We start from the raw sequence: 26283 nt of genomic DNA, 5'->3' as shown, positions 1-26283 counted from the left end.
CGTTGGTCGCCCCGCCCCGCGACTCCCGCCCGGCGGTCCGGTAGGGCTTGGTTTTGTCGACGGCCACCCCCCCCCCCCCCCCCGGGGGGCCCCCGCGCCCCCCCCCCCCGCCGCCGGCGCCGGCGCCGCGACCGGCGTGGCCGGTCGCGGTGGCGCGTCGGGCAGCAGCCGGGCGTAGACGTCGTCGAGCACCCGCGCCTGCGCCTCCCAGGTCCAGCCGGCCAGCAGGCCCGGCTGGTCGTACGCGGCGCGGTACCGCGCCGGATCGGCGAGCACCGCGGTGACCGCCCGGACGAAGTCGGTCACGTCCTCGGCGCGGAACACCTCGCCCTGACCGGTCTCCCGGACAGTCTCGGCCATGGTGCGCACGTCGGAGACGACCAGCGGCAGGCGGGCGTGTGAATACTCGAAGAACTTGGTGATCAGCGCGATCTCGTGGTTCGGCCAGTGCTGGATCGGGATGACGCCGACCTGCGCGCCGGCCAGGAACCGGACCACCTGGTGGTGCGGCACGTACGGCAGCACGTGCAGCCGGTCCGCCACGCCCAGCTCGCCGGCGCGGGTGACCAGGCCCCTGACGTACGCCGAGGTGGGCTTGTTGACCACCAGGGCGACGTGCGCGCCGGGCAGCCGGGGCAGCGCCTCGACCAGCACGCCCAGCCCCCGCTTGGCGGCGGCCACGCCGCTGTAGACCAGCAGCGGGGTGCCCGGCCCGAGCCCGCACAGCGCGCGGATGTCCGGCACCGGCCCGGTCGGGTCGGCCGGCAACTCGTCGACCGCCGGGGCGTTGAGCACGACGGCCGGGCGCTCGGCCAGCCGGTGCTCGTCGCGCAGCAGGTCGGCCAGGCCGCCGGAGACGGTGGTGGTGGCGTCCGCGTACGGCACGTACTCCCGCTCGTGCGCCACGTTGCCGGGCAGCCAGCGGGCATTGTCCCGCCACGGCTGCACACCGGGCAGGTATTCGTGGGCGTCCCACACCAGCGCGATCCGCCGGCCCCTGGCGGCGGCCCGGACCTTCGCGCGGGCGCCGACGCCGAGCATCCGGAAGTCGTTGGCGTGGATCAGGTCCGGCGCCAGCTCGTCGACGACCGGGCCGTAGGCCAGCTCGTAGTCCCACAGGCCGGGCTCCAGCCGACGCCACGCGCCGTCGCCGCGCAGCTTTCGCCAGAACGCGGTGTAGGCGCGGTCCCAGGGGCCGTCCAGCTTGCGGCCCTTGCGGGCCCGGGTGAGCTGGCGGTTGCGGAACCCGACCCACCTGCGGGTCAGCCCGGCCAGCTTCTCCTCGGCGCGCAGCGCGGCCCAGGGCAGCCCGGCGGGCCGGCCCGCGCCGGACTCACGGGCCGCGGTGGTCAGCGCCGCCCGACGGACGGCCAGGTCCGCGCGCCAGGCCCGGACCGTCTGGGTGCGGTGCGCGGCGACGCCGCTCGGCGGGTACGCCAGCGGGTGACGCAGCCAGGCGCGGCGGAACTCGTGCCGGCGGCGGGACAGCGGCTCGGCCATCGGGAGCAGCCGCACCTCGGCGGCCCCGAGCCGCCAGCTCTGCGGCTGACCCACCGGCGCGCGCCCGAGCAGGACGACGTCCCAGCCGGCGTCGGCGGCGGACCGCGCCGCCTTCTGCACCCGGGAGTCCCCGATGACCCCGTTGTCCACCAGCATGACCACCCGTCCCCGGGTGTCCGCCGATGCGGTCGTGCCGTCAGATCCCATTCCTGCCCGTTTCGTCGTCGCCAGCACCGCGCCCGCGGACCCGAGCGAGTCTACGACAACGGTTCCGGCCCGAACGCCCGCCGCCGTCGGCGGGTCCGCGACCTGGCGGGCCGCGATTGCTACCCTCCATCCTGTTCAACGACCTGTGGCCGCCGCGGTCGTCCACCGGGCCTCCGCCGAGCCGCCCGGCGCACCCCGCGTGCCGTGGAATCGCCCCAGTTCAGGGCGGACGGGATCAGACAATGGACGTGGTGACAACCAAGGGCCCGAGTCCGCTCGCGGCGCCCGCGCCGGCAGCCGACCGGCACCGGCCCGGCCTCGCCCGCCGGCTGCGTGCGGCGGCCCGCGACGCGGCGCCCGCGCTCGCGGTCTACGCCCTGGTCCGGCTGGTCGGCCTGCTGGCCGTGTACGCCTGGGCGCGGTCCCGGGGCGTCTCGGCGGTACGCGAGCTGACCGACGCCGACGCCACCTACTACCTCGACATCGCCCGGCGCGGCTACGACGGCTACCCGCGGGTGCAGAGCGACATGGCCTTCTTCCCGCTCTATCCCACGCTGGTGGGCGCGGTGGACCGGGTCAGCCCGCTCGGCCCGCGCGCCGCCGGGCTGGTGGTGGCCGCGCTCGCCGGCGTGGCGGCCGCCTGGGCCCTCTACGCGATCGGGACGTACCTGCACGACCGGCGCACCGGGGTGGTGCTCGCCGCGCTCTGGGCCGCGCTGCCGCACGCCGTCGTGGAGTCGATGGCCTACAGCGAGACGCTGTTCACCGCGCTCGCCGCCTGGTCGCTCTACGCGTTGCTGCGGCGGCACTGGCTCACCGCGGGCGTGCTCTGCCTGTTCGCCGGTCTGACCCGGCCCACCGCCTCGTCGCTGATCCCGGTGGTCGGGCTGGCCGCGCTGATCGCGATCGTCCGCCGCCGGGACGGGTGGCGACCGTGGGCCGCGGCGCTGCTCGCCCCGGCCGGCTGGCTCGGCTACCTGGCCTGGGTGGGCACCCAGACCGGACGGCTGGACGGCTGGTTCCACATCCAGTCCGCCGGCTGGCACAGCCAGTTCGACTTCGGCGTCTACACGTTCCGCCGGGGGCGGGAGGTGCTGGCGCACTCGGCCGCGCCGCAGCTTCTCGTGGTGAGCGTGGTGCTGCTGCTGGCGGTGACGCTGTTCGTGCTGAGCCTGCTCGACCGCCAGCCCTGGCAACTGCTGCTGTTCAGCGCGCTGATGCTCGTCACCACGCTGGGCGCGGCCGGCTACTACCACTCCAAGGCGCGTTTCCTGCTGCCGGCGTTCGCGCTGCTCCTGCCGGCCGCCGCCGGTCTGGCCCGAGCCGGTCGGGCCCGGGCCGTCACCGTGCTGGTCGCGCTGACCGCCTTCTCCACCTACTTCGGCGGCTACCTGCTGCTCGTCTGGACCCGGTCGCCGTGACGCTCACCGGGTGAGCGGGCGTACGTCCCACAGCCAGACGTCCGCCACCCGCCGGCCCGGCCCGTACAGCGCGTCGAGCACCACCCTGAGGTCGTCGTGCCGGCGGGCCCGCTCCGGCAGCGCCACGGCGTCGGCCTTCCAGTGCCGGACGTCGGCCCGGGCCTGCTCGATCTCCGCCGGGCCGACCGCGGTGTCCCGCTCACCCTTGGACACGGCGGTGAGCAGCTTCGCGGTCGGTTGCGGTTCGACCCCCCATCGGCCGGTGGCGTCGGTGGTGGAGACCGGGCCGAGGAAGTAGCCCTCCGGAACCGCGAATCCGGCCAGTGCCGCCGAGCTCCAGTAGATCGAGGTCATGCCGTCGACCGGAACCGGCACCAGCGTGCGGCCGGGGGCGACGTGCTCCCGCCAGGCGCCACTGGTGACGAAGTCCGGCACCGGCGTGCGCCCCCGCACCTCCAGCGGGGTCGGCAGGATCGGCAGCAACGCGGCGAGCAGGGCGACCGCGGCCAGGCGGGGAACCAGCCGGGACCGGCCGGGCTCGCCCACCCGGGCCACCCGGTCACCGGCGACCGCGAACAGGATGCCGAGCGCCGCCGTGGTGATCAGCGCGAACCGGGAGACCACCACCGAGTCGAACACGGGGAGCCCGTGCACCAGGGCGAACGGTGCCGGCACGTCGGTGCGTCGGGTGCCGACGGTCCAGGTGGTGCCGATCGAGAACACCGCCGAGACGGCGGCGACCACGGCGAGCACCCGGACCACTGTCTCGCGGCGCAGCCACCAGACGACGCCCAGCACGAGGATCACCACCGGCCAGCCGTAGAAGCTGGACTGCTCGGTGGTGTTCGGGCCCCAGCGCAGGGCGCTGGTCGGGCTGCCGGCCACGGACTCGGTGGCGTACCGCACGAACGAGCCGAGCGTCAGCGCGTAGGCGTCCGGGTCGCCGGGGTGACCGACCCGGTGCTGCGGGCCGGCGAACTGCATCCACAGCGGGTACGCGGCGGCGACGCCGACGAGCACACCGGTCACGGCCAGCCCGCCCAGCGTCGGCGCGGCCCGGCGCAGCGCCGCACGCGGCCGGGCGATCAGGTAGCCGATCACCATCATCAGGCAGCCGAGCGCCGTCAGGAACAGGATCTCCAGGCTGACGAAGAACTGGACCACCACCAGCGCGCCGAGCACCAGGCCGTCGCGGACCACGTGCCCGCCCCGGGACAGCGCGACCACCCGCCAGAGGATGAACGGCACCAGCCACTGCGCGGTGATGTGCGGGTGCCCGTTGCTGTGCGAGACCAGCGCCGGGGCGAAGGCGCAGAACAGCCCGCCGACGAACGCGGCCGCCCGGGAGTCGACCACGTGCCGGGAGAGCACGTGGTACCAGGCGTACCCGGTGCCGGCCAGGTTCAGCGTGATGAACAGCAGGTACGAGAAGGACGCGCCGAACAGCAGGGTGACCGGGGTGAGCACCAGCCCGGGGAGCTGCATCCCGACGTTGGTCATCAGGTTCACCCCGGCCGGGGCGTTCTGCAGCGTGGTGAAGAACGGGTTCTCCAGGTGGGTGACCGCGTGCGCCGCGTACGCCAGCATCCACTCGTTGAAGCCCTGGTCGTTGGGGCGGCTGCCGAGCAGCCGCCCGTCGAAGTCCCGCCAGCCCCGGGCGGTGACCCAGAGGGCGCCGGCGAGGTAGACCAGCGCGACCAGCGCGTCGGCCCGACGCCACCGCCGCGGGCGACCGCCCTCGGCAGCCGGTTCCGCGTCCGGGCGCGTCGCGTCCCCGGTCACCGGGCGGTCCGGCGGCGCGGCCGGCCCGGCCACGCGGCCGGCGCCGGTGGCGGCCGTCGGGTCGGGCGTGCCGTTCCCCGTCGCCTCGGCGCCCCCGGCGGGGACGGGCTCACGGTCGCGGGTGTCGGGCGCGGGCGTGGTCATGGCCCTGGAGTCTACGAAAGCGGTGGCCCCGGTCACGGACCGGCCGCGGCGGCGTGTCCGACCGACCGGGCCGGCGGGTGACCCGGGGCACGCGGACCCGCCGGGCGGCGGCGGGTCCGGTGCGCGGAGGGGAGTTATTGTAGGGTCCGCACGCTGTCCGAGGGCCGTTCCGCTCTCCCCCACCCTCCCAGGATCGGAATCGATGAACAACGGGCGAACTCTCTGGGACTCGTTGAAGCTCCCCCGGCCGCGACGGTCCGGGTCCCGGCCGCACATGATCTACCTCGCCATCGGCTTCCCGCCGGCCGCCAAGAGCTGCGCCTACCGGATGCGGGAGACCGCCAACCAGTTCGCCGCGGCGGGCTGGGACGTGACCGCGGTCACCATCGCGGACGAGGCGTGGGAGCGCGAGTACGGGCTGGACCACACGCTCTCCCAGGGGGTGGACCCCCACGTCCGGGTGGTGAAGCTGCCGCTGTTCCGGGACGACCTGGAGACCGACATCCGGTCGTTCACCGAGCAGCGCGCGCTGGCACACCTGGACTACCTGGCCGAGCTGCGCAAGCAGAACCTGAAGATCTTCCCGGAGCCGGTCTTCGGCGGCTGGCGCCCCGCGCTGGAGAAGGCGCTGCTCCAGATCCACCGGGAGCGGCCGGTGGACCTGCTGGTCACCACCTGCGCCCCGTACGTGAACCTGTCCGCCACCTGGAAGCTGTGGGAGACCCACCGGGTCCCGTACGTGGTGGACTTCCGCGACGGCTGGTCGGTCGACGTGATCAACAACGGTGAGGCGTTCACCCGGGAGTCGGTCTCCGGGCAGTGGGAGATCAAGCTGCTCACCAACGCCATCGCCATCTGGAACGTGAACGAGCCGATCTCCCGCTGGTACCGGGAGCGCTACCCGGAGCTGGCGCACAAGATGCGGGTGGTGCGCAACGGCTACGACGCGGCCAGCATCCCGGCCGAGACGCTGCCCGCCCCCGCCGACCGGCCGCTCACCTTCGGCTACCTCGGCGCGCTCAACCTGCCGGTGCCGCTGCTCGCCGCCGTGCTGGAGGGCTGGCGGACGGCGCGCGCGGAGGACCCGGCGCTGGCCGACGCCCGCTTCGAGGTCCGCGGCCACATCGGCGCCGCCTGGGCGCGCGGCGACAACGCCCACGCCGAGCTGCTCAAGGCCGCCGCCGCCGACGGGGTGGTGGTCGGCGGCTCGGTGCCCAAGGCCGAGGTGGTGGACCTCTACTCCCGGTGGGACGCCGTGGTGCTGATGGTGACCGGCGGCCGGTTCATGACCTCCGGCAAGGTCTACGAATACATGGCCACCGGCATGCCGGTGGTCTCCGCCCACGAGGCGGACCACGACGCCTCCACCGTGCTGTCGACGTACCCGCTCTGGACCGGCGCGGTCGGGTTGGAGCCGGCCGAGCTGGCCGCCGCGTTCCGGCGGGCCGCCGCGATGGCCCGCGCGGCCGGGCCGGAGGAGCGGGCGGAGGCCCGCGCCGAGGCCCGGCAGTACGCCCGCGAGGAGCAGCTCATTCCCGCCGTCCGCGAGGTCACCGAGCTGGTCCTCGGCACCGGCGCGTCGACCGGCGCCCCGCAGGCGTCCACCGCCGGCGCGCGCGTCCTGGCCCGAGAAGGTAGGTCATGATCGAGGTCCTGATGGTGATGGGCACCGTCCCCGGGCGGGTGGCGGTCCTCACCGACGCGTTGGCGCAGTTCCGCGCCCTGGGCGCGACCGTCCGGGTGGCCACCACGTTCGACCCGGCGGAGCGCATCCCGGCGGCCGCCGAGCTGGCCGAGCTGCACCTGCTGCCGACCGCCAAGGAGCTGGGCCCGCGGTTCGGCCGGATGGTCAAGCGGGCCAGCCCGGCCCGGCGGCCCTGGCTGCGCGCCCAGCGCGACCCGTGGGTCCGTCGGCACGCCAAGCGCGCCGACGTCCTGGTCGCGCTGGACGCGCAGGCGCTGCACACGGTCTGGCAGTTGGCCCAGCGGCACCGGCGCGCGGACGCGGTCTACGGCATCGCGCCGGCGCTGCGCGCGGTGGAGAAGCGGTCGGCCGACCCGGCGCGCTACCGCCGGCCCCGGCTGCACACCGTCGGCCCCGCCCCGTCGGTGCTGGCCAGCGCCACCCGCAGCCAGACCGCCGACCTGGCGAAGCGGGTGTTCGAGCTGAGCACCGGGAAGCGGGCCATGAAGCTGAGCCCGGTGCGGTGGTTCTGGCAGGGGGCCGTGACCGCGCCCGGCCTGCCGGAACGGCATCGGGGCACGATCGCCCGGCGGGTCACCGGCACCATGCTCAAGTCCGGGCACGGCGCCAGCGCGAAGCGGGTGGCGCTGGCGGCGCAGGGCCGCCTGAAGAGCCCGACGACCAGGGGGCAGCTCCTCGGCCCGATCGTCGACGCGGAGCTGAGCCAGGGCCGGGTGCCCGAGCACCTGATGACCGTGGTGCGGGGCCAGCTCAAACTGGCCGACGGCTTCCTCAAGAAGCGCAACCCGGGCAAGGCCGCGCCGCACGTGCTGCGCGCGTTCAACCTGTTGTTCCACCGGATCGTGCAGTTCGACGGCACCACCTCGCCGCTGGCCGCGGACCCGGAGAAGTTCCTCGCGCCGCTGCACGACAGCGACGCCGGCCGGGCGCTGGCGACCCCGCGCGGCCGGCAGCAGCCGGCGGCGTTCCCGCCGGCCGACCGGCCGCACCGGATGCTCTTCTTCACCGGGTTGAACGACAACTTCCTCGGGCCGATCCTCGAGCGCTACGAGGCGATGCCCGGGGTGGAGGTCCGCCGGCTGAACCTGATGGAGGAGTCGATCCTCCCGGTGCTCAGCAACGGCCGCACGAACGTGACGCTCCACATGCTCGCCGGCGCCTCCAAGCGGGCCGGCGAGGTCCGCCAGGCGTGGGGTCCGCACCTCGACTGGGCCGACACGGTCTTCGTGGACTGGTGCAACCTGGGCGCCGCGATGCTGTCGATGATCGACCCGGGCACCACCCGGGTGGTCGTCCGGTTGCACAGCTTCGAGGCGTTCAGCTGGTGGCCGCACGTGACCGACTGGTCCCGGGTGGACGACGTGGTCTTCGTCTCCGAGCACCTCCGCGACCTGGCGCTGGCCGCGGTGCCGCGGCTGCGTGCCCCGCAGGGGCCCCGGACGCACATGATCTTCAACGCCATGGACCTGCACCGGTACGTGGCGCCGAAGGTCTCCGCCGACAGCCGGTTCACGCTCGGGCTGGTCGGGTTGAGTTCGCTGGCCAAGGATCCGCGCTGGGCCCTGGCCGTGCTGCGGGAGCTGCGCCGGCGCGACGAGCGGTACCGCCTCAAGCTGGTCGGCGACCCGCTCAACCCGGAGCTCAGCCCCGCGGTCGCGGCGTACGTCCGGGAACTCGACGCCGAGCTGGCCGAGCTGGAGGCGGCCGGCGCGGTGGTGCGGGCCGGTCGCACCGACGACGTGCCCGGCGCGCTCACCGACGTCGGGGTCATCCTCAGCACCTCGCTGCGGGAGAGCTTCCACTGCGCGCTCGTCGAGGGCGCGGCCAGCGGCGCCGTGCCGGTGGTCCGCGACTGGCCGTTCTTCGCCGGCCGCCCGCACAGCGCCCGGACGCTCTTCCCGAGCGACTGGGTGGTGGGCACCCCGGAGGAGGCCGCCGAGCGGATCCTGGCGCTCACCGCGTCGGAGGAGGTCTGGCGCGAGGCGGGCCGGGCGGCGGCGTCGCACGTGTTGAGCACCTGGGACTGGTCGGTCACGCAGAAGGACTTCGACCGGCTGCTGCTGGAGCCGCCGGCCAGCATGGACTGACCGGCGCCCGAACGGACTCGGCCGGCTCCCCCGCGGGGGAGCCGGCCGAACTCGTCCTGCCCGGGGTCAGCGCGCGCTGCCCGCCAGCTCCTGCTCGTCCTCGGGCCGTCGGGCCGCCGGAGGGCGCGCCCCGCCGGCCCGGGAATCGCCCCGCAGCGAGGTGTAGACCTCGTCGAGGATCCGGGCCTGGGACTCCCACGTCCAGCCGTCCAGCAGGCCCGGCTTGTCGTAGGCGGCCCGGTAGCGCTGCGGGTCGGCGAGCACGGCGCGCACCGCACGCGCGTAGTCGGCCAGGTCCTCGGCCGTGAACACCTCACCCTGACCGGTGGCCCGGGCGGTCTGCGCCATGGTCTTCACGTCGCTGACCACGATCGGCAGGCGGGCGTGCGAATATTCCAGGAACTTCGTGATCAGCGCCAGCTCGTGGTTGGGCTTGTGGTGGATCGGGATGACCCCGGCGTCCGCGCCGGACAGGAACGGCACCACCTGCCAGTGCAGCACGTACGGCAGCAGGTGCACGCGGTCCGCGACGCCCAGCTCGACGGCCCGCTCCCGCAGCCGCTCGGAGAACGTGTTGTCGCCGTTCGGGTTCATCGTCACGAACGCGACGTGCACGTCGGGCAGCTCCGGCAGCGCCTCCACCATGATCTGGCAGCCCCGGCTCGGGTTCACCGCGCCGGAGTAGACGAGCACCGGCGTCCGGTCGTCCACGCCGCACAGCGCCCGCAGGCCCGGCACCTCGCCGTCGGCCTCGGCCGGCGGGGCCATCGGCGCGTTGAGCACCACGGCCGGCCGCTCGGGCAGGCCATGGGTCTCCTGGAGCAGGTCGGCGAGCGTGTCGGAGACGGTCACCACCGCGTCCGGGTAGGCGGCGTACTCGGCCGTGTAGGCGATCTGGGCCGGCAGCCAGCGCGGGTTGTCGGCCCGGCCGGTGATGCCCCCGACGAACTCGTGGGCGTCCCAGACCAGCTTGGTGTGCCGGCCGGCGGCCCGGGCCCGCAGCGTCGCCCGCGCCCCGATGCCGAGCATCCGGAAGTCGTTGGCGTGGATGATGTCCGGCTTCAGCTCGTCGAGCGCGGTCCGGAACGCCAGCTCGAAGTCCCACAGGCCGGGGTCCAGCCGACGCCAGGCGCGGTTGCCGAGCAGGCTCTGCCAGAACCGGATGGGCAGCCGGCTGAGCGGCGCCTCCGGGTCACGCTGGGCCTTGCGCAGCCGGTGGGTCTCCCCGTTGCGGAGCCGCACCCACCGGGCCAGCGCCGTGGCGGCGGCACGGGACGGCAGCTGGGCCGCACGACCCACGGTGGCGGGCAGCCCACCGCCGAGCGCGCGGGCGCGGACCCGGCGCTCGTAGAGGTCGGCCTGCCACGCCTTGATCTCCTGGACCCGGTAGGCGGCCTCGGTGGTCGACGCGTACGCCAGCGGCCGGCGCAGCGACCGGCGGTACTCGCGGGGCAGCCGGTGCAGCGGCTTGGGCACGCGCAGCAGCCGCACCTCGGCGTCGCCGATCCGCCAGGTGTCCACCTCGGAGCGGGCGTTGCGGATGCCGAGCAGGACGACCTCCCAGCCGGCGTCCGCCGCGGACCGGGCGGCCTTCTGCACCCGGGAGTCGCCGTGGACCCCGTTGTCGACCAGCATCACCACCCGTCCCCGGGTCGGTCGGGCATCGGTGTTCGAGCCAGCTTGCATCGGGCGCTTCTCCTCGTTGACGGGGCACGGATGGGGGGCGGGCTTACCGGAGGAAGGCGTCGAAGACCTCGGCGGTCCGCCGCCCGTCGTGGTGGTCGCGCACGTAACGCGCGCCCTCCGCGGCGAGGGCGACCGCGGCGGGCCGGTCGTCGAGCAGCGACTCGATCGTCTTGACCAGCGTGTCGGGTGTGGCGTTGGCGATCGGCGGCTGGACGCCGGCCGCCCGGTGCGGGCCCTCGCTGACGTACGCCACGACGACCTTGCCGGCGGCCATCCCCTCGCAGGAGAAGGTGCCGTAACTGCCCATCACCAACTGGTCGACCACGATGTCGCAGTCCTGCACCAGGCGGCGCATCTCGTCGTGCGGCAGCCCTTCCACCAGGCGCAGGTCGATGACGCGTCGGTCGTCCAGCGCCTGCAACCGGGGCAGGAGCCGGTCGGTGCCCTTGGTCCAGCGCTTCGACGGCGCGTGCAGCACCACCGGCCGGACGCGTTCCAGCACCGGGCGGTCGCAGGCCCAGCCGTCGACGTCGACGATCAGCGGCGCCCAGGTGGCGAACGGCACGTCGTCGAGCAGGTCGGGGGTGGTCACGAAGAACGGCAGGCCGCTCTCCTCGGCGGTGCGCCGGTTCCGCTCGGCCACCGTGGTGAGCCGCTCGCGCAGCTCGGGGTCCGCGTCCCGGAACGCGGACTCGGCATGTCGTTCCAGGTGCGCGCCCGGATGGCGGATCTCGCTGCCGTGCGCCAGCAGCGCGACCTTGAGCCGGGCCCGGCGCAACGCGGGCAGGTCGGCGGCGATGTCGTCGCCGTTGGCCCGGCCGAGCACCGGGCGGAACGCGTCCACGATCAGGTGCGTGTACCAGCCGAGCACCCGGCGGGCCTGTTCCGTCTGCACGTCGAGCCGGTGTTCGCCCGGATAGTTGAGGTAGCGGTCGGCCGGGTAGCGGTAGGTCTCCGGCGGCTTGGCCATCACCAGCTCGACGCCGACGTCCGCCCGCGCGGCGGTGATCGCCACCGCCAGGGCGGAGAGCTGCCCGGCGAAGTTCGCGGTGCCCAGCCCCAACCGGACCGGACCGGCGCCGAGCGCCCGCCAGGGGCCCGGGGTCCCGGCCTCGATCGGCGCGACCGCGGGCTCACCGGGTGCGGCCGCCCCGTCGCCGCTGCGGGCCCGTTCCACCGCCTTCGCGAAGGAGGGCAGCGAGCCGGGCGCGAAGACCTCGCCGGTCCGGTGCCGGGCCAGGTGCTCGCGGGCCACCCGGCTGTCCGCCGCGACGATCCGCAGCCCGGCGGCGAGGTAGGTGTCGAGCAGCGCCAGACCGGCGTCCGGCGCGAACCCGAACACGGCGACGTCAGCCGAGGCGAGGAACGCGGCGGTCACCGCGGGCGGGCGCGGCACCTGGTGGACCCGGCGGCGGGCCTTGCCGGCCCGGCCGATCAGCTCCTGGGCCGCCGCCCGCTCGGCCTCGTCGCAGACGAGTGCCAGGTGGAACTCGGGCAACCGGGCCAGCGCGCGGAGCACCCCGTCCAGCGCCCGGTCGTCCGCGATGCCGCCGGCGTGCACCAGGAGCGGCGTGTTGGCGGGCAGCTCACACAGCTCGCGTACCGAAGGGGTCTGGAAGGGCCGCGTGCCGGCGGCGGCCCGGCGGAGCGCGATGCGCCACCGCCGGGGAATCCGCCGCCGTACCGCCGAGACCGTCCGCCGCACCGGCGCCGGGCTCATCGCAGCGCCGGCTCCGCGTCGCTGCCGCTCGGCACGACCGACACGACCTTGCCGTCGGACGCGGACTCCAGCAGCGCCGCCGCCACCTGCACGGTACGCAGACCCTGCCGCAGGGTGACGATGTCGCTCTGCTTGCCCTCGACCGCGTCGCGGAAGCGCTCGTGCTCGACCAGCAGCGGCTCCCGCTTCGGGATGGCGTAGCGGACCATGTCGCCCTCGGCCACCCCGCGGAACGCGCGCAGCGCCTCCCACTCGGTGTCGATGGCGGCGTTGGCGTAGAAGGTGAGGTCCGCGGTGAGCGTGTCGGCGACGAAGCAGCCCTTGTCGCCGGTGACCACGGTGGACCGCTCCTTGAGCGGGCTCAGCCAGTTGACCAGGTGGTTGACCATGGTGCCGTCGGCGAGCGTGCCGACCACGGCGACCATGTCCTCGTGCAGCCGGCCGCTGCGGGAGACCGTGCGGGCGGCGACCGAGGTGTATTCCTGGCCGGTCACCCAGGCGGTCAGGTCGATGTCGTGGGTGGCCAGGTCCATCACCACGCCGACGTCGGCGATGCGGTGCGGGAACGGGCCCTGGCGGCGGGTGACCACCTGGAAGACCTCGCCCAGCTCACCGGCCTCCAGCCGGGTACGCAGGCTCTGCAACGCCGGGTTGTAGCGCTCGATGTGACCGACGCCGGCGACCAGGCCGGCCGTCTCGAACGCGTCGACCAGCTTGGTGGCCGCCTCGACGGACTGCGCGAGCGGCTTCTCGATCAGCGCGCAGACGCCGTTGGCGGCCAGTTCCAGGCCGATCGCCTCGTGCAGCGCGGTCGGGCAGGCGACCACCGCGTAGTCGACGCCCAGCGCCAGCAGATCGCTCAGCTCGGCCATGACCGGCGCGCGCAGCGTGCCGGTGGTGTCACCGGCCGGGTCGACGATGCCGACCAGCTCGACGCCGTCCAGGTTGGACAGGACCCGGGCGTGGTTGCGCCCCATGGCGCCGAGGCCGATCAGCCCCGCGCGCAGCTTGCGCCCGCTCATGCGGCACCCCCGGCCTGGTTCGCGCCGTCGGCGATCCGCTCCAGCTCGGCCTGGCTGAGCGACGGGTGCACCGGCAGCGAGACCACCTCGGCGGCGGCCCGCTCGGTCTCCGGCAGCTCCCACGGGCCGGGCTGGCCGTCGGCGTTCAGGTAGGGCTTGAGCCGGTGGATCGGGGTCGGGTAGTAGACCGCGTTGCCGATGCCCAGCTCGGTGAGGCGGGCCTGGGCGGCGTCGCGGTCACCGGTCACCCGCACCGTGTACTGGTGGTAGACGTGCTTCGCGCCGTCGGCCACCGGCGGGGTGACCATGCCGGTGATCGCGGAGTCGAGGAACTTGGCGTTGGCGCGGCGCTGCTCGGTCCACCCGTCGAGCTGGCCGAGCTGCACCCGGCCGATGGCGGCGGCCACGTCGGTCATCCGCATGTTGGCGCCGACGATCTCGTTGGCGTACCGCTGCTCCATGCCCTGGTTGCGCAGCAGCCGCAGCGTGCGGGCGAGCCCGGCGTCGGCGGTGGTGATCATGCCGCCCTCGAGGGAGTGCATGTTCTTGGTCGGGTAGAAGCTGAAGCAGCCGGCGGTGCCGAACGCGCCGACCGGGGTGCCGTTCAGCTCGGCGCCGTGCGCCTGGGCGGCGTCCTCGACGACGGCCAGGCCGTGCTGCTGGGCGATCGCCATGATCCGGTCCATCGCGGCGGGGTGGCCGTAGAGGTGCACCGGCATGATGCCGACCGTCTTCGGGGTGATCGCCGCGGCGACCGCCTCCGGGTCGACGCAGAAGCTGCCCGGCTCGATGTCCACGAAGACCGGCTCGGCGCCGACCAGCCGGACCGCGTTGCCGCTGGCGGCGAACGAGAACGAGGGCACGATGACCTCGTCACCCGGGCCGAAGCCGAGCGCCATCAGGGTGAGCTGGAGGGCGGACGTGCCGGAGTTGACGGCGACGCAGTGCCGGCCGGCGACCAGGTCGCCGAACTCCTCCTCGAACGCGGCGACCTCGGGGCCCTGCACCACCCGGCCGCTCCGCAGCACCCGGACAGCCGCCTCGATCTCGGCCTCGCCGATGATCGGTCGTGCTGGGGGAATGAACTCTGGATGCGGCCCGGCCATGGGGCTTCCTCCTGTCGACGCGTGACTGTGGGGGACGTTCGGGGGGATGGTAGCGGTCTGGACGGAAAACGCTGCGTTCGCGCTCAGTGTCCGACCGGATGTTCCGCGCTGTTCACGATGCGACGGATGACTCACACTTCCACCTCGTCGCGGGCAGGCCCCAAGCATGCTACCCGGAGCGCGGCGACGATCGCGGCGGCCATCCGGGGCACCTCCGCCGCCTCCAGCGGGGCCCGGGAGATCGCCATCCGCCAGTAGACCGGCCCGACGATCAGGTCGACCGCGGCCCGCCGGTCGGTGTCCGGGGACAGCTCGCCACGCTCCACCGCCCGGCCGATCAGGATCCGGCCGACGGCCTGCTGGTAGTCGTCCAGCGCGGTCTGCAACTTCTCGGCGATCTGCGGGTTGCGCGCCGCCTCGGCCAGCAGGTCCGGGATGATCTGCGCGGCCAGCCGGTGACGCAGCGCACGCGCCATCACGTGCAGCAGGATCTCCAGGTCGCCCAGCAGGCTCCCGGTGTCCAGCAGCGGGATGTTGCGCCCGGCCACCGCGGAGACCATGTCCAGCACCAGGTCGAGCTTGGAACGCCAGCGTCGGTAGATCGCGGTCTTGCTCACCCCGGCCCGGCGGGCCACCGCCTCGATCGAGAGGCGACCGTAGCCGACCTGGGCCAACTCCTGCATCACGGCGGTGCGGATGGCGCTGGTTATCTCGCCGCGCAGCACCGCCGCGCCGGCCGGGGCACGCCTCTTCTCGGTCGTCACGTGGGACAATGTAGCGCAACGACGGTACGGTTGCGTCCCGACGTTCGGTGGACTACCTTCCATGCAGCAGCGAGGCGGCCCCTCCCCGCCCGGCCACGCTGGATGTCTTCACCGCACTGCTCCCCATCGGCACGAAAAGATCGGAGCGCCTGATCATGGCCAACACCGCGGTGGCCGACCCCGAATCCGAACTGACCCGGGCCCAACTGGCCGGGCGGTACGGGTTGCGGGTGGCCGGGGAACGACCACCCCTGGGCGAGTACGCCCGCCGGCTCTGGGCGTACCGGCACTTCATGACCGCGTACTCGCGGGCGAAGGTCGCCTCCTCGCTGAGCAACACCCAGCTCGGGCAGCTCTGGCAGGTGCTGACACCGCTGACCAACGCGGCGGTCTACTTCCTGATCTTCGGCCTGATCCTGGCCCAGCACCGGAACGTGAACAACTTCATCGCGTACCTCTGCACCGGGGTGTTCATCTTCATCTTCACCCAGACCGCCGCGACGAACGGCACCAGCGCCATCACCGGCAACCTGGGGCTGATCCGGGCGTTGCAGTTCCCGCGCGCCGCGCTGCCGATCACGGTCACCCTGGTGCAGCTCCAGCAGCTGCTCATGTCGATGGTCGTGCTGGCCGCCATCGTGCTGTTCACCGGCGAGCCGATCACCTTCCGGTGGCTGCTGCTGCCGCCGATGCTGCTGCTCCAGACGATCTTCAACGTCGGGCTGAGCATGGTCATGGCCCGCCTCGGCTCCAAGGTCGCCGACCTCAAGCAGATCATGCCGTTCGTGATGCGCACCTGGCTGTACGCCTCCGGCGTGCTCTACCCGGTGGCGCTGCTGCGCGAGCACCTGCCGTCGTGGGCGGCCAGCATCCTGGAGTGGAACCCGCCGCTGGTCTTCATCGAGCTGGCCCGCTACGCGCTGCTCGACTCCCACCAGCCCAACATGGTGAGCTCCCCGCCGAAGCTCTGGGCGCTCGGCGTGTTCTGGGCGGTCGTCATGGGCGTCGGCGGGTTCGTCTACTTCTGGCGCGGAGAGAAGGAGTACGGCCGTGGCTGAGCAGACCCTGCCGGTGAACGCCGGCACCGTGACCGACTCGGGCCGCGTCCCCACCGTGGTGGTGGACGACGTGCACGTGATCTACCGGATCCACAAGGGCGCCGCCGGCGGCACCACCCCGGTCTCCGCGCTCAAGCGGATCGTCTCCCGCACCAAGGCGCCGAACATCCGCGAGGTGCACGCCGTCAAGGGGGTGAGCTTCACCGCGTACGAGGGTGAGGCCATCGGCCTGATCGGCAGCAACGGCTCCGGCAAGTCGACACTGCTGCGGGCCATCGCCGGCCTGCTCCCGCCGGCCCGGGGCGCGGTCTACACCCAGGGCCAGCCGTCCCTGCTCGGCGTGAACGCCGCGCTGCTCAACGACCTCTCCGGCGAGCGGAACGTGGTGCTCGGCTGCCTGGCCATGGGCATGCCGCCGGAGGAGGTCAAGCGCATCGCCCCGGAGATCATCGAGTTCTCCGGGATCAACGAGCGCGGTGACTTCGCCTCGCTGCCGATGCGCACCTACTCCTCCGGCATGGGTGCCCGGCTGCGCTTCGCCATCTCGTCGGCGAAGAAGCACGACGTGCTGCTCATCGACGAGGCGCTGGCCACCGGCGACCGCAAGTTCCGGGCCCGCAGCGAACAGCGGGTCCGGGAGCTGCGCGACAGCGCCGGCACCGTCTTCCTGGTCAGCCACTCGATCGGCTCGATCCGGGACACCTGCGAGCGGACCATCTGGCTGGAGAGCGGCGTCCTGCGGATGGACGGCCCCACCCAGGAGGTCTGCGACGCCTACGAGAACCAGAAGTAACCCGCCGGAGCGCACCGACCCGGGATCCGTCCGGGCGGTGCGCTCCGCCGTACGCGTTAAGGTTTCCGGACCCATCCCCTTCACCCAGAGTGAGGTACGGCAATGACGCAGGACCACACCACCGCACCGGACGCCGCGCCGGCGAACCCGGCACCCTGGCGCCCCACGCGTACGGTGGCCGTGATCCTCGCCGGGGGCACCGGGACCCGCCTGGGCCTGGGCATCCCGAAGCAGTTGCTGAAGATCGCCGGCAAGCCGATCATCGAGCACACGCTGGCCGTCTTCGAGGCCGCGCCGGAGATCGACGAGATCATCGTGCTGATGGCCACCGGCCACGTGCCGGACGCCGAGCGGATCGTCGCCGGCGCCGGCTTCCGCAAGGTCACCAAGGTGATCGAGGGCGGCGAGACGCGCAACGACACCACCCGGATCGCGCTCGACGCGGTCGGCGAGGGCGACGTCAACATCCTCTTCCACGACGCGGTCCGGCCGCTGGTCAGCGCGCGGATCGTGCGCGAGTGCGTGAACGCGCTCTGGAGCTACTCGGCGGTCGACGTGGCCATCCCCTCCGCCGACACGATCGTCCAGGTCGACGCGGACGACTGCATCACCGACATCCCGGTCCGGTCCCGCCTGCGCCGCGGCCAGACCCCGCAGGCGTTCCGCTCCGGCACCATCCGGGAGGCGTACCGGCGGGCCGAGGGCGACAGCGACTTCGCCGCCACCGACGACTGCGGCGTGGTGCTGCGCTACCTGCCCGGCACGCCGATCAAGGTGATCGACGGCTCGGACGAGAACATCAAGGTCACCCACCCGGTCGACGTGCACCTGGCCGACAAGCTGTTCCAACTCGCCGCCGCGCAGGCGCCCCGGCTGACCCACCGTGGCTACGCCGAGGAGCTGACCGGCCGGACCATCGTCGTCTTCGGCGGCAGCTACGGCATCGGGCACGACCTCACCGAGCTGGCCCGCCGCTACGGCGCCCAGGTCTTCCCGTTCAGCCGGTCCAGCACCGGCACCCACGTGGAACGCGCCGAGGACGTGGCCGCCGCGCTGAAGACCGCGTTCGAGGCGACCGGCCGGATCGACCACGTGGTGGTCACCGCCGGCATCCTGGAGAAGGGCGCGCTCGCCGAGATGGACGACGAGACGATGGACCGTCTCCTGCACGTCAACTTCGTCGGGCCGGTCACCATCGCCCGCCAGTCGCTGCCGTACCTCCAGCAGACCAAGGGACAGCTGCTGCTCTACACGTCCAGCTCCTACACCCGGGGCCGGGCCCGCTACGCGCTCTACTCGGCCACCAAGGCCGCGCTGGTCAACCTCACCCAGGCGCTCGCCGACGAGTGGGCGGAGTTCGGCGTACGGGTCAACTGCGTCAACCCGGAACGCACCGCCACCCCGATGCGCACCAAGGCGTTCGGCGAGGAGCCGGAGCACACGCTGCTCGCCTCCGAGGCGGTCGCCCAGGCGTCCCTGGACGTGCTGATCTCCGAGCTGACCGGTCAGGTGGTCGACGTCCGGCGGGCGCCCGGCGAGCCGGTGGCCGACGTGCCGGCGCAGCCCGGCGCGCACCGGTCCGAACTGTCCACCCGCGCCTGACCCGAGGGACGTGCAGATGCGTGGTGACCTGGTCCGGAAGCTGCTCGCCCGGGTGCTGACCAGCGGGCTGGCGGTGCTGGCGTTCCTCGTCGTGGCGCTCACCGGCGCCACCGGCGTCGGCCTGGCCGTGGCGGTGGCCGCGCTGGCCGCCACCGCCTGGGAGCGCCGGGTCCGGCCCAGCGCCGACGGGCTCGTCGAGACGGTGCTGGTGGCCGCCGGGATCCTGGTCGGCTACGCCCGCCGGGCCGACGACGGGTTCGACCCCGCGCTGGCCGCCACCGCGCTGGTCCTGCTCGGCCTGGTGCTGCTGGTCGGCCCGCTGCGGCAGGCCGGCGCGCTGGAGATCCGGGCGGCCAACCTGCCGGTCCGCTCCTGGACGCCGCTGGTCGCCGCCCGGCTCGGCGACGCGCTGCTGGCGCTGCTCGCCCTGGTGGCGCTCGCCGCCGCGCTGACGCTGCCGGCGTGGCTGCCGCTCGCCGCCACGCTGCTGGTCGGCGCCGGCTGCGCCGCGATCGCGGTCGACCTCGCCCGGCGCCGGTTCCGGCCGCCGGCCGGGGGCGGCCCGGTCGGCCGGGCGCTACGCCGCCACCAGCCGGAGTTCGTGCTGCACTTCTCCGCCCCGCCCGGCTCGGAGTACCAGGTCACCATGTGGCTGCCCTACCTGGAGCGGATCGGCCGGCCGTTCCTGGTGGTGGTGCGCGAGCCGGAGTTCCTGTCCACCGTGGCCGCCGCCACCCGCGCGCCGGTGGTCCTCTGCCCCACCCTGAAGGCGCTCGACGAGGCGCTGGTGCCCAGCCTGCGGGCGGCGTTCTACGTCAACCACGGCGCGAAGAACGCCCACTGCATCCGCTTCCACCAGCTCACCCACGTGCAGCTCCACCACGGCGACAGCGACAAGGCGCCCAGCGCCAACCCGGTGTCGGCGATCTTCGACAAGATCTTCGTGGCCGGCCAGGCGGCGATCGACAGGTACGCCCGGGCCGGCGTGGAGATCCCCGCCGAGAAGTTCGTCGTGGTCGGCCGCCCCCAGGTCGAGGCCATCGAGGTACGCCGGGAGCCGGCGCCCGCGTCGGCGCACCCGACCGTCCTCTACACCCCGACCTGGACCGGGCACCACGCCGACGCCAACTACTGCTCGCTGCCGGTGGCCGAGACGCTGATCCGCCGGCTGATCGACCGCGGCGCGGTGGTGATCCTGCGCGCCCACCCCTACACCGACCGGAACCCGGCCTCGGCCCGGCAGCTCGCCCGCCTCACCGAGCTGCTCGCCGCCGACAAGGCGAAGACCGGCCGACCCCACCTGTGGGGCGCGGCAGCCGCTCGTGACCTGACGCTCACCGAGTGCGTCAACCGCGCCGACGCGCTGGTCTCCGACGTCTCCGGGGTGATCTCCGACTGGCTCTACTCCGGCAAGCCGTACGCGGTCACCGACACCGGCGCCGACGGCGCGCACTTCGTCGAGCGGTTCCCGCTCGCCGCCTCCGGCTACGTGCTGCGCCGGGACATGTCCAACGTGGACGACGTGCTCGCCGCGCTGCTCGACACCGACCCGAAGGCCGCGCAGCGCTGGACGGCGCGGACCCGCTACCTGGGCGACTTCCCCGTCGACGGCTACGCCGAGGCGTTCCTGGCCGCCGCCCGCCGCGAGCTGGAACCGCACCGGGCCGTCCCGGCGCCGCGTACGGCCTAGAGGTAGGGGTCGAGCAGGGCGAGCACCGCCGCCGGGTCCTCCACGTGCGCGTTGTGGCCCAGCCCGGGGAGGGTGGCCACCGGCACGCCCAACGCCTCGAGCTGCGCGTCGGTCACCATCGGATCCGTCTCGCCGCGCGCCAGCAGCACCGGCACGTCGACGGCGGCCAGCAGGGCGGGCAGGTCGGGCTCCCCCACCGCGAACGCGGCCGGATCCATGGCCAGTCGCCACCGGCCGTCACCCCGGTGCTCGCCGCCGGGATGCCCGCGTTGTCCACCGCCGTCGCCCCGGTGTCCGCCACCGGGATACCCGCGTTGTCCACCGCCGTCGCCCCGGTGTCCGCCGCCGGGATGCCCGCGTTGTCCACGGCCGTCCTCCCGCCGCAGCCCCGCGTCGACCACCGGGTGGTCGGGGGCGAACAGGCCGGCGAGCCCGGCGACCCGCAGGTAGCGACGGGCCGCCTCGTCGCGGGTGGCGAACCAGGTCACCGGCCGGGCGGCCAACTCGTCCGCCTTGGCCAGCTCGGCCGGCGACCAGACCGCCTTGATGCCCAGCCCGACCGCCGCGTCGACCGGCAGGTGCCGCTGCCGCGCGGCCAGCGCCAGCGCCACCACGCCGCCGAGCGAGTGCCCGAGCAGCACCAGGCGGTCCCCCGGGCTGAGCCGGACCGCGTCGAGCCCGTCCATGACGCGCCGGGCCAGGGCCGCGAAGGAATATCCGGGCAGCGGCGGCGACCAGCCGTGGCCGGCCAGATCGGGGGCGATCCAGCGCCCCGGCCAGCGGCGCTCCAGCAGTGGCGCCCAGGGCAACCACACCTCGCCGGTGGCGCCCATGCCGTGCAGGAGCACCAGGTGACGGTTCCCCCTCGTATCGCCCATACGCCGCAGTCTGCCACCGCGCGGACACCCGGCGCGAGACCGTCCTCCCCGAGCCCGCCACCTCCGCGTCGATCATGAGGTTGTCCCCTGACAAACCGGACACCACCCACTGTCAACTTCATGATCGCCCGCCCGGCGAGGCCAGGTGAAGCCTGCTAGAGGGCCGGGTGGGTTCGGGCGGATTTTCCTCGCCGGTTCGGACACCTTGGATACCCAGGAGCCCTGAAACACCCATAGCGTTCCACCGAACGCGCCCCGGGTGCCTGGGTGGAACACCATGGGTGTCTACGCGGCCCTGAGACACCCATGGCGTTCCACTCATGATGGTGGCGGGCGGCGGGTGGAACGGTGTGGGTGTCTGGGCGGCCCCGAGGTGCCCCACAAGGCTGTTGGGACGCCGGTGGCGTGCCGCCGATCGGGGTCAAGTGGATGATTTGTCCGGTTTGGCGGTGGTGGGCGGCATCCTGACGGCGGAATCGCCGACGGGGGTGCGGCGTTGTACGCCCGTGCCCCTGGGGTTTGTTCCTGAAGGGTCTGAAGCAGGTCGACGGCTGGCAGGACATGCCGCTGACCAAGGCCGCCCAGCCCGTCCAGGTGTCGGCCTACCCCGACGCGTACGCGCAGTGGGAGAAGCAGGCCACTGGAACAGCTAAGGAACGCGAAGGCCGGCACCCGGAAGGGTGCCGGCCTTCACGCGTACGGTCAGGCGGAGTAACCGCGCGTGGCCATCCAGTTCGCCAGGTCGATGGTGCTGACCCAGTACGACGGCAGCGACGGGTCGGCCGAGTCGGCGATCCGCACGGTGCGGCCGTCGTTCTTGTAGCCGACCACGGCGATGTAGTGGCCGCCCGGGAACGAGTGCCAGCCGCCGTCGGTGTCGGTGGCGTCCCCGACGATGTTCGAGACCACCGCCCGGCCGTTGCCGACCGCGTTGACCACGTCGGCCTGGAGCCGGTCGATCTGGGCCCGGGTGGCCACACCGGGGATCATGCGGGTCCGGTACGGATCGCCCTTGACCTGCTGGTTGAGCACCCGGGTGGTGTCCTCGGCCGAGTTGGTGCCCATCTCGGTGGTGCCGAGCGCGGCGGCGAGCGTGTCCTGGCTGCGCTCGATACCGGTGGCGCTGAGCGCGTTCCGCACCGCGGCCGGGCCGCAGTAGTAGTAGGTGGTCTGCGCCTGGTAGTCGTAGTCGAGCACCCTGCTCGACGGCGGCTTCGGTGTGGCCTTGCGGGTCGCGGTGTCCGGGTCGGCGGCCTTCGCCGACGGCGTGGCCGTGGGCGACGCGCTGGGCGCGCGACTGGGTGCGGCGCTGGGTGACGTGCTCGGTGACGGGACGGCGATCCGCGCCTCACCGCGGCTGGCGGTGTCACCCAGCCGGGAGCCGAGTTCCGCCACCGCGGCGGTGTTCTCCGGCCGGGCCGGCGCGTCGTCGGCGGCGGCCAGGGCGGCACCGGTGCCGCCGGCCAGCACGAGGGCCGCGGCCGAACCGGCGATGATCTGGTACGGGCGCTGGGTCGCGAGGCGACGCAGTTGACGCTTCAGGTGGTGCTTCACGGGTTTCCTCCACGGGGGTGGGCGGCACGCACCGGCCCCGCGCGCGGAGGAACTCACACACGCTGGCGGGCGGAACGGCCACGGGACGTCGCCCGGGATGCCGGGCGGACAGGGGTTGGCGCGCGTCGCGGGTCAGGCGAGCGCTGGCACCCCGAGGCCGTGGAGGCGGGGGGACGTTCGGGGGGTGGTGGGCACGAGGATGGAACTCCTTCCGTGTCCGCCGACCGGGTTAGCTGACGGATTCGGGCGGGAAGTACGCCCTACCGCGGCCGTGGCTCGCGGATTCACCCCGGTGTTGCGCTTGGGTCCCCGGTTCGTATGCACGATTAGGCGGGTCGGCACGGCGTCGCCAATTGCGATCGAGAACCGCACCGGACGCGCCGACACTACCGGTGGGTACACGCCCTGCCAAGCGCTGCCACCTGCGTAAACGTGCTCGGCGACTACGGATTCGGAACAGCCGGTTACTGACTTCACTCAATGGGACAAGCGGCTGCGTCGGCGCCGACCGGCGGAAAACGGGCATCCGGCGGGCGCAGAAACGGGCAGCGGGCGCAGCAGGGGCCATCGATCCCGACGGTGGCCGACGGGCAGCGCCGGTGAGCAGCCTCACCGCTTCCGGGTAACGATTCGGTCGACGTTCGCCCGTGGGGTCTCCCGGCGCGCGCGCTCAGCCGACGCGGGCCGGACGCCAGCGGGCCCCCCGCACGGCTGCCGGGACCGGGACACGGGTCGCCGTCGGGACACGGGACGCCGGCGCCGGCCACCGCGCCGTGGCGGCCGCCCACGCCTCGGCGGCGAGCGTCCGGGCCGCCTCGGCGGCCAGTTCGGCGTCCCGCCAGGCCTGGCGTTCCCGCTCGGCGGCCGCCTCCCAGCCGGCCCGTCGCCCGTCGCGGACGGTCCGGGCCAGCACGATCTCCTGCTCGGCCGGGTGCCGGCGCGGGTCCCACCCGTTGCGGTGGGCCAGCACGTCGGCGAGCTGGCGGGCGGTCAGCTCGCCTCGCCAGTGCGCCGCCATGGCGGCGTGGTGCAGCCAGCGCTCACGCGCCGCGTACTCGGTGGGGGTGCGGGGCGTGCGCGGGGCGGGCAGCGCGCCGGCCCCGGCCAGGCGGCGGGCGGCGGCGTCCGACTCGTCGTAGGCCGTCCAGGCCCGGTCCGCCTCGTCCTGGGCGGCCAGCCACTGCTCGCGCCGTCGGCGGGCGGTCTGCGCGGCGCCGGCGGCGGCCACCGCCACCTCGTCGGCGTACCGGGCGAGGTCGGCGCGGTGGAGCGCCTCCGCGTCGACCGGGTCGGGTGCCGGCTCCGCCGCGCCGTCGCGTTCCGGGCGCGCGACCAACACGGCGAGCAGGACGAGGGCGAGCACGGTCAGGGCCGACCAGATGGCGGCGGCCTCGGGGACGGCGGTGAGGAAGTTGAGGAGAACGGTCTGCGACATGGTCGGCACCTCACGGGAGACAGTGGCGGGGAACTCCGCACGGCCGGTCGGAGCGGGGCGCGGCCGGGTACGGGCGCCGCCGGGCCGCCGAGGGGCGGGTGCGGGGTGAGGTTCGGTGGATGCGGTCACGGGCCGGGGCCCGTGGCGGGTCAGCGGGCGGGCGGGGCTCGCGGACCGGCCGGCGCCGGCGGTTGACCGGCCGGGAACGGGTGCCGCCCGGTCGGGGGCGCGGCATTGCCCGCCGGCTGCGGCTCGGGAACGCCGACGCGGCTCCCCTGCCGACCGACGACGGGAACGCTCTGCCGCTCGGCAACGGCGCCGCTCTGGCGCTCGGCAACGGCGCCGCTCTGCCGCTCGACGACGGTGCCGCTCCGCCGCTCGACGACGGCGCCGCTCCGCCGCTCGACGACGGGGTCGCCAGGCCCGCCGACGACGGATACGCCGACAACGGCGTCGGTCTGCCGGCCGACGACGGGAACGCCGGCAACGATGTCGGCGCGCGGATCGGCGACGGAGTGGCCAGCCGGTGATGGGCCGGACGTCAGACCGGCGACCGGACCGGCCGCCGCGGGTGCGATCGCGGACACGCCGGCCGGCAGCGTGGCGGCGCCCAGCGAGAAGGCGACGACCACGGCCAGGCTGGCCAGCATCCGGGCGGCCCAGCGCGCCACCCACCACACGGGACAGGTGAGCGCGATCGGAGCCACGAGTGACAAATTACCGCCAATCCCGCCACGGCGCATCGTCGCCCGGCGTGTCGCGACGCCGTCGACCAGGGTGGACCGCTCAGTCCGGCCGGCGCCGCCCGGCGTACTCGATCGAACGGTCCGGCTCCCCGGCGGGCGCCGCGCCGGCGTCGTCGGCGGCCGGCCGCGGTGCGGGCACGCCCGGTGTCGGCGCGGCGGCGGTCGCGCCGCGACGGGCCCGGCGCGACGGGCCGAGGCGGCGCATCATCGGCACCTCCACCCAGCGGTGCAGCGCGGCGGCGAGGGCCAGGGTGAGCACCAGGAAGCCGAGCACCGCGAGCGGGCCCCGCCACCCGGGCAGGCCGGTGCCCCAGTCGCCGGTGAGCCGCAGCACGGTCACCATGACCAGCACGTGGACCAGGTAGAACGCGAACGAGACCTCACCGAGCCAGACCATCGGGCGGGACCGCCACGGGGTCCGCCGGCCCCGCACGTCGGCGTCCGCCGCCGCGGCGATGACCAGCAGGTACGCGATGGCGAGCAGCGCGGCCCAGAACTCGGCCCGGATCCACAGCGCGGCGACCACCCAGGTGGCGACGAAGAGCAGGCTGGCCACGGTGAGGTTGGGGCCCCGCCAGCGGTGGCGGCGCATCAGCTCGGCGGCGGCCGCCCCCATCCAGAACTCGAACGAGCGGGTGACCGGGAAGATCTGGGTGAACCACCACCGCTGCTCCTCGGGCACCAGGTGCTGGCCGGGCCAGAGCGCCAGGATGAGCAGCGGCGCCGCGACCAGCAGGGCCCGGAGCGCGCCGGTACGCGCCCGGCGTAGCCACGGCACCACCAGCGGCAGGCACAGGTAGAAGGCCAGCTCACAGGAGAGCGACCAGCTCACGTTGTTGACGCTGTAGAAGTAGCCGTTGAGCGGGATCCACGCCTGGACCAGGAAGAGGTTGCCGATCGCGGCCCACGGCAGGACCGGGTCGGCGAACCAGGCCGCCACGGCCAGCGCCGCCAGGAACGTCACCACGTGGTTCGGGTAGATCTTCGCGACCCGGCGGCGCAGGAACGTCCGCCCCGACTCGCCGTCCCGGTACGACCAGACCAGCACGAATCCACTGAGGATGAAGAAGAACTCGACGCCGGAGAGCCCCAGGCTGAACGTCTTGTCCAGCACCGCCTTCCACTGCGGCTCCGCGATGATCCGCATGGTGCCCGCGTGGAAGCCGAAGACCAGCAGGGCCGCGATCCACCGCAGCCCGGTCAGCGACGGCAGACGCGGAGCACGGGTGGTGGTCGGGGCACTGGTCATCCCGGGCACCTTACCGGGTGGTAAGGGGCAGCCTCCGGCGCGGCGGCGTGTGGGCTGGTCCCGGCGAACGGCGGATAGGATTTCCGTTCCTGCCCGGCGGGGCCCACCCGGCCCACCGCGCCCGTACGGAAGGT

19 protein-coding genes and 1 riboswitch (1 of these 20 only partly in view) are annotated in these 26283 nt (G+C 74.0%); of the genes, 7 read left to right on the top strand and 12 right to left on the bottom strand.

What is annotated here, in order from left to right; genetic code table 11:
* Positions 1-1656: the 5' portion of a glycosyltransferase family 4 protein gene (locus tag ACH495_RS14960; protein WP_396858285.1), read on the bottom strand. 138 nt of this gene lie to the left of the window's left edge; 1656 of the gene's 1794 nt are visible here — the first part of the coding sequence; its start codon is at positions 1654-1656; its stop codon lies off the left edge, out of view.
* A 293-nt stretch (positions 1657-1949) separates the two neighbouring features.
* On the opposite strand from ACH495_RS14960, the gene ACH495_RS14955 reads away from it, so the two are divergent.
* Positions 1950-3128, top strand: a complete 1179-nt coding sequence (locus tag ACH495_RS14955; protein ID WP_396858284.1) for a hypothetical protein — start codon at positions 1950-1952, stop codon at positions 3126-3128.
* A 3-nt stretch (positions 3129-3131) separates the two neighbouring features.
* Here ACH495_RS14955 and ACH495_RS14950 read toward each other — a convergent pair whose 3' ends face one another.
* Positions 3132-5054, bottom strand: coding sequence for a hypothetical protein (locus tag ACH495_RS14950; protein ID WP_396858283.1), 1923 nt, complete (start codon positions 5052-5054; stop codon positions 3132-3134).
* Between the two features lie 202 nt (positions 5055-5256).
* Between ACH495_RS14950 and ACH495_RS14945 the strand changes: the two genes are divergently transcribed.
* Positions 5257-6699, top strand: coding sequence for a glycosyl transferase (locus ACH495_RS14945; RefSeq protein WP_396858282.1), 1443 nt, complete (start codon positions 5257-5259; stop codon positions 6697-6699).
* The gene (locus ACH495_RS14940) at positions 6696-8846 is read left to right on the top strand and encodes a glycosyltransferase family 1 protein (RefSeq protein ID WP_396858281.1); all 2151 of its coding nucleotides are present in this window, start codon (positions 6696-6698) and stop codon (positions 8844-8846) included. The genes ACH495_RS14945 and ACH495_RS14940 overlap by 4 nt, the downstream gene beginning before the upstream one ends.
* A 66-nt stretch (positions 8847-8912) precedes the next feature.
* Here ACH495_RS14940 and ACH495_RS14935 read toward each other — a convergent pair whose 3' ends face one another.
* From ACH495_RS14935 to ACH495_RS14915, 5 genes are all read right to left on the bottom strand, one after another.
* Positions 8913-10532: a glycosyltransferase family 4 protein gene (locus ACH495_RS14935; protein ID WP_396858280.1), complete on the bottom strand. Its 1620-nt coding sequence runs from the start codon at positions 10530-10532 to the stop codon at positions 8913-8915.
* A gap of 43 nt (positions 10533-10575) precedes the next feature.
* The gene (locus tag ACH495_RS14930; RefSeq protein WP_396858279.1) at positions 10576-12252 is read right to left on the bottom strand and encodes a glycosyl transferase family 1; all 1677 of its coding nucleotides are present in this window, start codon (positions 12250-12252) and stop codon (positions 10576-10578) included.
* Positions 12249-13274, bottom strand: a complete 1026-nt coding sequence (locus ACH495_RS14925) for a Gfo/Idh/MocA family protein (protein ID WP_396858278.1) — start codon at positions 13272-13274, stop codon at positions 12249-12251. The genes ACH495_RS14930 and ACH495_RS14925 overlap by 4 nt, the downstream gene beginning before the upstream one ends.
* The gene (locus ACH495_RS14920) at positions 13271-14380 is read right to left on the bottom strand and encodes a DegT/DnrJ/EryC1/StrS family aminotransferase (protein ID WP_396858277.1); all 1110 of its coding nucleotides are present in this window, start codon (positions 14378-14380) and stop codon (positions 13271-13273) included. The genes ACH495_RS14925 and ACH495_RS14920 overlap by 4 nt, the downstream gene beginning before the upstream one ends.
* A 131-nt stretch (positions 14381-14511) precedes the next feature.
* Positions 14512-15144, bottom strand: coding sequence for a TetR/AcrR family transcriptional regulator (locus tag ACH495_RS14915; RefSeq protein WP_281934705.1), 633 nt, complete (start codon positions 15142-15144; stop codon positions 14512-14514).
* A 155-nt stretch (positions 15145-15299) separates the two neighbouring features.
* Here ACH495_RS14915 and ACH495_RS14910 point away from each other — a divergent pair, with 155 nt between their 5' ends.
* The 4 genes from ACH495_RS14910 (at position 15300) to ACH495_RS14895 (ending at position 20287) form a co-directional block, all read left to right on the top strand.
* A complete protein-coding gene (locus ACH495_RS14910) occupies positions 15300-16202 on the top strand; it encodes an ABC transporter permease (RefSeq protein WP_396858276.1) in 903 nt (300 codons plus the stop codon).
* Positions 16195-16995 carry an ABC transporter ATP-binding protein gene (locus ACH495_RS14905; RefSeq protein ID WP_396858275.1) on the top strand — a complete coding sequence of 267 codons (801 nt, stop codon included), beginning with the start codon at positions 16195-16197 and terminating at the stop codon, positions 16993-16995. Before ACH495_RS14910 ends, ACH495_RS14905 begins: the two co-directional genes overlap by 8 nt.
* A gap of 102 nt (positions 16996-17097) precedes the next feature.
* Positions 17098-18597 (top strand): D-ribitol-5-phosphate cytidylyltransferase, encoded by a 1500-nt coding sequence (locus tag ACH495_RS14900; protein ID WP_396858274.1) that lies wholly within the window; start codon positions 17098-17100, stop codon positions 18595-18597.
* Between the two features lie 16 nt (positions 18598-18613).
* Positions 18614-20287 (top strand): CDP-glycerol glycerophosphotransferase family protein, encoded by a 1674-nt coding sequence (locus ACH495_RS14895; protein WP_396858273.1) that lies wholly within the window; start codon positions 18614-18616, stop codon positions 20285-20287.
* Here the strand turns inward: ACH495_RS14895 and ACH495_RS14890 are convergent.
* The 5 genes from ACH495_RS14890 to ACH495_RS14870 all read right to left on the bottom strand — a co-directional run bounded on the left by ACH495_RS14890 (position 20284) and on the right by ACH495_RS14870 (position 26149).
* The gene (locus ACH495_RS14890) at positions 20284-21165 is read right to left on the bottom strand and encodes an alpha/beta fold hydrolase (protein ID WP_396858272.1); all 882 of its coding nucleotides are present in this window, start codon (positions 21163-21165) and stop codon (positions 20284-20286) included. The two genes, ACH495_RS14895 and ACH495_RS14890, sit on opposite strands and share 4 nt — an antisense overlap.
* A gap of 702 nt (positions 21166-21867) precedes the next feature.
* Positions 21868-22719, bottom strand: a complete 852-nt coding sequence (locus ACH495_RS14885; RefSeq protein WP_396858271.1) for a C39 family peptidase — start codon at positions 22717-22719, stop codon at positions 21868-21870.
* A gap of 203 nt (positions 22720-22922) precedes the next feature.
* Positions 22923-23062: riboswitch (cyclic di-AMP (ydaO/yuaA leader) on the bottom strand.
* Between the two features lie 327 nt (positions 23063-23389).
* Positions 23390-24154: a hypothetical protein gene (locus ACH495_RS14880; RefSeq protein ID WP_396858270.1), complete on the bottom strand. Its 765-nt coding sequence runs from the start codon at positions 24152-24154 to the stop codon at positions 23390-23392.
* Positions 24155-24303: 149 nt separating this feature from the next.
* Positions 24304-24861 (bottom strand): hypothetical protein, encoded by a 558-nt coding sequence (locus ACH495_RS14875; RefSeq protein WP_396858269.1) that lies wholly within the window; start codon positions 24859-24861, stop codon positions 24304-24306.
* 79 nt (positions 24862-24940) lie between these two features.
* Positions 24941-26149: an acyltransferase family protein gene (locus ACH495_RS14870; RefSeq protein WP_396858268.1), complete on the bottom strand. Its 1209-nt coding sequence runs from the start codon at positions 26147-26149 to the stop codon at positions 24941-24943.
* Between the last annotated feature and the right edge of the window lie 134 nt (positions 26150-26283).

Origin of the sequence: Micromonospora sp. NPDC018662, assembly GCF_044391475.1 — a bacterium.
Taxonomy (GTDB): Bacteria; Actinomycetota; Actinomycetes; order Mycobacteriales; family Micromonosporaceae; genus Micromonospora.
This window is presented reverse-complemented; position numbering and strand designations above follow the sequence as displayed.